We start from the raw sequence: 6,228 nt of genomic DNA on the forward strand, positions 1-6,228 counted from the left end.
GACAAGTATTAAGCTATTAACAGGAAATAAGCGAGGATAAAAATCATGATCCTGCCTGGAGCAACTGTTCGCGTCAAGAATCCTACAGATATCTATTATCGCTATGAAGGACTCGTGCAACGAGTAAGCGATGGCAAAATAGCCGTCTTGTTTGAAGGTGGGAATTGGGATAAATTAATTACCTTCCGCCTGAGCGAATTGGAACTCGTAGAAACCACAGCCAAGAAAAAAGGGAAATAGATTCTTTTCGGAGTAAAAAGTTAAGGGTGAGGAGTTTAGACAACCTGTAAACTCTTCACCATTACTCATCACTCAGCACTACTATGCGCCTTCCTCTGCCACAGTTTGCCACAGGCGATCGCCACCCCAACCATATTGCGGAGGTGATCGAAACTACTACCACCGAATTTTTGGCACAATGTTTGGAACCGGAAGACTTGAGTTTTCCGCCAATGCCACCTTTTGGTAGTTGGGTTTGTTCTAGAGATGAAGAATCGGGCAACCAAATTTATGCAGTGGTGTATCATGCCACCACTATGCCTATAGATTCTGTACACCGTGCAGTAGCCTTGGGGTTGTCCTTACAAGACTTACGAGAGGAACAACCCCAGATATTTGCCATGCTCAAAACTGAATTTCGGGCCGCGATCGTCGGATTTGAATACTCATCCCATACCAGAGAAAATAATCAAAGGGTGTATCAGTATTTACCACCACGCCCGCCACAAATTCATCAAGCTGTTTATCGCTGTGAGGCAGAAACGATCATTAAATTTACCGAAGAACTGGATTTTCTGCAGACACTACTTTCTGTCAAAGGTGCGCCAATAGAGTCTTTAGCTGCTGCTGCCATTCGAGAAGTTTACCAGTTACGTAAAGCTGACCGCAAATGGCTAATCAAAGCCGGGCGAACCCTGAGCTTGCTGCTCAAAGATGACTACGATCGCTTGCGGTTTATTTTGAGTCAGGTTCACCCATAGGTAGTTAGTTCCTAGACAATTGCCTAGATAGTATAAGTAAAGATTTTTTTAATTTTTTCTCAAGCTGGTTTTTACAGTTATATTGATCGGGCGGTTGCCCTCTAAGGTAATCGCAGCTTCACTATTGCCCTTTCAAGTCCTATCTATGGAACTCCTATCACAAGTTCTTGCAATGGAACCAACCTCCCAAGTTCTGGGCAAGGAGCCAATTGTTTCCTTTGCTATTTTGCTAGTGGTTATCTTAGTGGTTCCCATTCTGTTTGAGCGGCTCAGACTACCAGGACTAGTTGGTTTGGTTTTCTCTGGGGTAGTACTTGGCCCGTCAGGCTGGAATTTATTTCAGACAGAATCAGCAGTAATTAACCTATTAGCAGATATTGGGTTAGTTTACTTAATATTTGTAGCAGGGCTAGAAGTTGACATAGAGAAATTTCGCCGTAAAAAAAATCGCTCTTTAGGGTTTGGCAGCTTCACCTTCAGTCTGCCCTTAGTGATGGGAATTTTAATAGGGCAAATTTTGGGCTTTGGTTGGATTACATCAATATTAATTGGCTCTCTATTAGCTTCCCATACTCTTTTGGCTTATCCGATTATTAGTCGTCTAGGAGTTGTCAACAATGAAGCCGTCACTATCACAATTGGAGCCAAGCTTTTTACTGATATTGGTACTCTGCTATTATTAGCTCTTTGTATAGGTTCTACTGAAGCAGGAGTATTCAGCCTAACAAAGCTACTAACTTTGTTGGTTTGGTTAACTATTTACTCTATCGTCGTTTTAGTGGGCTTTGATTGGGTAGGTAAAGAATTTTTTCGCCGTTCTGGAGGTAATGAAGGAAACCAGTTTTTATTTGTGCTGCTGACTGTGTTTCTCGTTGCTGTAGGTGCTCAATTGATCGGGGTAGAAAAAATTATCGGAGCCTTTTTAGCTGGTTTAGCAGTCAATGAAGTTGTAGGTGAAGGGCCAGTTAAAGAAAAAGTAGTATTTGTTGGCAGTGTGCTATTTATTCCGATTTTCTTTGTTAACCTTGGCTTGCTGATAAATTTGCCCGCTTTTTTCAACAGCATTCTCAGTCTCAAGTTAACACTCTTTGTTGTATGCGGTTTGATTGCCAGCAAATTTATAGCAGCTTTATTGGCTAAACTAGTGTACCGCTATAACTGGCAGGAAATGCTAACGATGTGGTCGCTGTCAGTACCCCAGGTAGGGGTAACATTAGCAGCAACGTTAATCGGGTATCGGGCTGGGTTGCTGCCATCTGAAGTATTAAACAGCGTCGTTGTTTTAATGCTCGTGACATCAACCTTTGGGCCATTAATTACCGAACGGGTAGCAGTTGGATTAGCTGCATCAAATGCTACGGAGCCAGCCTCAACAAGCATATCTGAGCAGAAAATAGAAGAAACTAACACCGCTTTGACTATAGTTGTACCTATTTATAATCCCCATACTCAGCAGTATCTAATTGAATTGTCGGCATTGTTAGCAGGTCAGGCAAATGGCAAAATTGTACCGTTAGCGATCGCAACTGCTGCTGCTCACATGGATGCACCACAGCTAGAAGCGTCTTTGCAGCGAAGTGAGCGCTTACTGGCAAAAGCCACAACACACAGCCAAGGCTTGGGCGTAGTAGCAGAACCACTGCTCAGAATCGATGATGATTTTGCTCAGGGAATCAGCCGTTCAGCTCGTGAACAAAAAGCTAGTTTGATTGTCATGGGTTGGGGAAAACGTACAGGGTTGAGAGCGCGTTTATTTGGTAATGTCATCGATAACGTTCTTTGGGCATCTCATTGTCCTGTAGCGGTAACCCGTTTAGTAGAATCACCGAAGAAAATTCAGCGGATTTTAGTGCCAGTAGAAAATTTAATGGCACCAATATTGCAGCCTGTGCAATTTGCTCAGATGTTGGCAGAGTCCAATCAAGCCCAAGTTACTGTACTCAATGTGTGCGATCGCCGTACCAGTTCCAGCAAAATTGCTGCCAGGCGATCGCATCTCTCCTTACTAGTATCTAAATTGGCTCTGCCAAATCCACCAGAAATTCAAATCATTGCCCATGAAAATGTTGCCCAAGCAGTTTTACAGGCAGCGCGATTATATGATTTAGTCGTATTACCTTTTATACGTAATCGTACTAGTCCCGGTGGGTTAGCCATTAGTGATGTTACTACTCAGTTAGCTAAACAACTCACCTGCTCTATTGTCATGCTCGGTGAACCGCAACGCACTCAAACCGTAATTATGCCAACAGGAGTTCCCAGCACTACATCTGTTATATGAAAATACGGTTAATTAAAATCTTTAAGACCTGAAGCGTTTTTGTTTATCTTCCTCTAGAGGCATTGCTTTATATCTTTTTTTATGAATTAAGAATTTTGAAATATTTTGTGATAAAAACATTTAATATTGTTGAAGATTTGATGAATTGTAGAATTACAATCTACAATCTCCAGGCGATGTTTGTTATTTTGCTAATGGAATTGTAGAAAAATCTAGACGCAATCTAACAAATTACACCCGTAGGATTTTTTACCTAGACAGGGTAATCCCAAACACGCACAATAGCTGCTGACAATATTCTGTAAACAACCGGGAAACTATGAGAATTTTAGTGACGGGCGGTGCCGGGTTTATTGGTTCCCATCTCATCGACCGACTAATAGGTGATGGGCATGAGATCATTTGTTTGGATAATTTTTATACAGGTCACAAGCGCAATGTACTAAAATGGCTAAATCATCCATCGTTTGAACTCATCCGCCACGATATCACCGAACCTATTCGCCTAGAAGTTGATCAAATTTATCATTTAGCTTGTCCTGCTTCTCCAGTACATTACCAGTACAACCCCGTCAAAACTGTCAAAACTAATGTGATGGGGACACTGAATATGTTGGGATTGGCTAAACGTGTGAAAGCGAGATTTTTCTTAGCCTCCACCAGCGAAGTATACGGCGATCCAGAAGTTCATCCCCAAACAGAAGAGTATAGGGGTAGTGTCAATCCTATTGGGCTGCGTTCATGCTACGACGAAGGCAAACGAATTGCTGAGACTCTAGCATTTGACTATTACAGACAAAATAAAGTTGATATTCGGGTTGTGCGTATTTTCAATACTTATGGCCCACGGATGTTAGAAAACGATGGTCGGGTAGTTAGCAACTTTATAGTTCAATCCCTGCGAGGTAAGCCTTTAACAGTCTACGGTGATGGTTCGCAAACCCGTAGTTTCTGCTATGTCTCCGACTTAGTAGAAGGATTTATCAGGCTAATGAATAGCGATTATGTTGGCCCTGTGAATATAGGAAATCCTGATGAATACACTATTTTAGAATTGGCTCAGGCAGTGCAAAACCTGATCAACCCAGATGCAGAAATTCAGTTTGAACCACTGCCCTCTGATGATCCTCGCCGTCGCCGTCCCGATATTACAAAGGCAAAAACTTTATTAAATTGGGAACCTACCGTTCCTCTGCAACAGGGGTTAAAACTGACAATAGAAGATTTCCGCAATCGTATTCAAAGTGAAGTCAAGGAGTTAGTCTCCTAAGAAGTGCTAACAGTGCTTTAAACTTTGGTGCAGGCTTACCTTATTTGTAGCCCGTACTTTTGTGGCGGATTTTCCACCCATATATAAATAAATTTCGTTCTGAAAACTTCTTACCTAAAGAAGTACCCGGAAAAAAGCGAGGAGTTAAACAAAATGCGTGTTTGTGTAATTGGTACTGGCTACGTCGGTTTGGTTACAGGTGCTTGCTTGGCTCACATCGGGCATGATGTCATTTGCGTAGATAACAACGAAGAAAAAGTCAAGTTAATGAAGTCTGGGCAGTCGCCTATTTTCGAGCCAGGACTCTCGGAAATTATGCAGTCTGCCATTCATACTGGAAAAATCGAGTTTTCTACGGATATCGCTGCCGGAGTTGCTCACGGGGAAATTCTATTTATTGCTGTAGGAACACCACCTTTACCAACTGGTGAAAGTGATACACGTTACGTTGAAGCTGTAGCCCGTGGTATCGGAGCTAATCTCAATGGTGGCTATAAGGTAATCGTCAATAAATCTACAGTACCAATTGGTTCTGGTGATTGGGTACGGATGCTTGTTTTGGATGGCATCGCTGAACGTCAAAAAGCACTAGTACCGGCTGGTGGTGGAGCTATTCCTGAAAAACTACCTGAGATTACAGCTCAGTTTGATATTGTCAGCAATCCAGAATTTTTGCGCGAAGGTTCGGCGGTTTACGACACCTTTAACCCTGACCGGATTGTGCTAGGAGGTAACAGTCAAAGAGCGATCGCTTTAATGCAAGAACTGTATACTCCAATTATCGAACGCCAGTACGCTGCTGACAAATCTTTACCACCTGTGCCAGTGCTGGTAACAGACCTTAGTTCAGCAGAAATGATCAAATACGCTGCTAATGCCTTCTTAGCAACCAAAATTAGTTTTATTAACGAAGTTGCCAATATTTGCGATCGCGTTGGTGCTGATGTCACTCAGGTAGCAAAAGGTATCGGTTTAGACTCCCGTATAGGTAAGAAGTTCTTACAGGCTGGCATTGGTTGGGGTGGTTCCTGCTTCCCCAAAGATGTCGCAGCCCTCATTCACACTGCTGATGACTATGGCTATGAAGCCCAGCTTATGAAAGCTGCTGTTAGTGTTAACGAACGCCAGCGCCTGATTGCTCTAGAAAAACTTCAACAAGCACTGAAAATCCTCAAAGGCAAAACCGTGGGGCTACTCGGACTGACCTTCAAACCCGATACCGACGATTTGCGCGACGCACCAGCACTCAACCTAATTGAGCAACTCAACCGACTCGGCGCTAAAGTTAAAGCTTACGACCCGATTATTTCTCAAACAGGTATGCGTCATGGTCTTTCGGGCGTGCTAGTCGAAACCGATGCCGAACGGCTTGCCGACGCTTGTGATGCTTTGGTACTCGTGACTGAATGGCAGCAGTTTAGCCATTTGGACTACGCGAAGATGGCAAAATTGATGAATAACCCGGTGATTATCGATGGTCGCAACTTCCTTGACCCTGAAACTTTGGTAAGAGCTGGATTCCAATATGTAGGTGTTGGACGATAAAGACTGAAAAATTAAAAAAGTCAGCAGAATCTTTTTTCTTTCCAAACCTAACTAACAATAGTGCCGCCTATATCTTTCTAGGCGGCACTGTAATTTTGTTCAAGGGGCGACAATCGCCTGTAAACCAAGCCAGCTAAAGGTTTTGGGCTTAC

The 6,228-nt window shown here is 42.9% G+C and carries 5 protein-coding genes; all 5 read left to right on the forward strand.

Features of this window, described 5'->3' with window-relative positions:
- Window positions 1–45 precede the first annotated feature (45 nt).
- The 5 genes from AC5JL8_RS25960 (at window position 46) to AC5JL8_RS25980 (ending at window position 6,076) form a co-directional block, all read left to right on the forward strand.
- Window positions 46–240 (forward strand): NAD(P)H dehydrogenase subunit NdhS, encoded by a 195-nt coding sequence (locus tag AC5JL8_RS25960; protein ID WP_495882558.1) that lies wholly within the window; start codon window positions 46–48, stop codon window positions 238–240.
- An 83-nt stretch (window positions 241–323) separates the two neighbouring features.
- Window positions 324–980 (forward strand): HAS-barrel domain-containing protein, encoded by a 657-nt coding sequence (locus AC5JL8_RS25965; RefSeq protein WP_495882559.1) that lies wholly within the window; start codon window positions 324–326, stop codon window positions 978–980.
- Window positions 981–1,125: 145 nt separating this feature from the next.
- The gene (locus AC5JL8_RS25970) at window positions 1,126–3,261 is read left to right on the forward strand and encodes a cation:proton antiporter domain-containing protein (protein WP_495882560.1); all 2,136 of its coding nucleotides are present in this window, start codon (window positions 1,126–1,128) and stop codon (window positions 3,259–3,261) included.
- A gap of 319 nt (window positions 3,262–3,580) precedes the next feature.
- Entirely contained in the window at window positions 3,581–4,531 is a 951-nt protein-coding gene (locus AC5JL8_RS25975; protein ID WP_495882561.1) for a UDP-glucuronic acid decarboxylase family protein, read from the forward strand.
- 153 nt (window positions 4,532–4,684) lie between these two features.
- Window positions 4,685–6,076 (forward strand): UDP-glucose dehydrogenase family protein, encoded by a 1,392-nt coding sequence (locus tag AC5JL8_RS25980; RefSeq protein WP_495882562.1) that lies wholly within the window; start codon window positions 4,685–4,687, stop codon window positions 6,074–6,076.
- Window positions 6,077–6,228 lie beyond the last annotated feature (152 nt).

Source organism: Mojavia sp. (assembly GCF_059505145.1).

What these genes read in the sequence shown, in the direction of transcription:
- AC5JL8_RS25960 (WP_495882558.1), top strand. Translation starts at nt 46, where the DNA reads ATGATCCTGCCTGGAGCAACTGTTCGCGTCAAGAATCCTACAGATATC.
- AC5JL8_RS25965 (WP_495882559.1), top strand. Translation starts at nt 324, where the DNA reads ATGCGCCTTCCTCTGCCACAGTTTGCCACAGGCGATCGCCACCCCAAC.
- AC5JL8_RS25970 (WP_495882560.1), top strand. Translation starts at nt 1,126, where the DNA reads ATGGAACTCCTATCACAAGTTCTTGCAATGGAACCAACCTCCCAAGTT.
- AC5JL8_RS25975 (WP_495882561.1), top strand. Translation starts at nt 3,581, where the DNA reads ATGAGAATTTTAGTGACGGGCGGTGCCGGGTTTATTGGTTCCCATCTC.
- AC5JL8_RS25980 (WP_495882562.1), top strand. Translation starts at nt 4,685, where the DNA reads ATGCGTGTTTGTGTAATTGGTACTGGCTACGTCGGTTTGGTTACAGGT.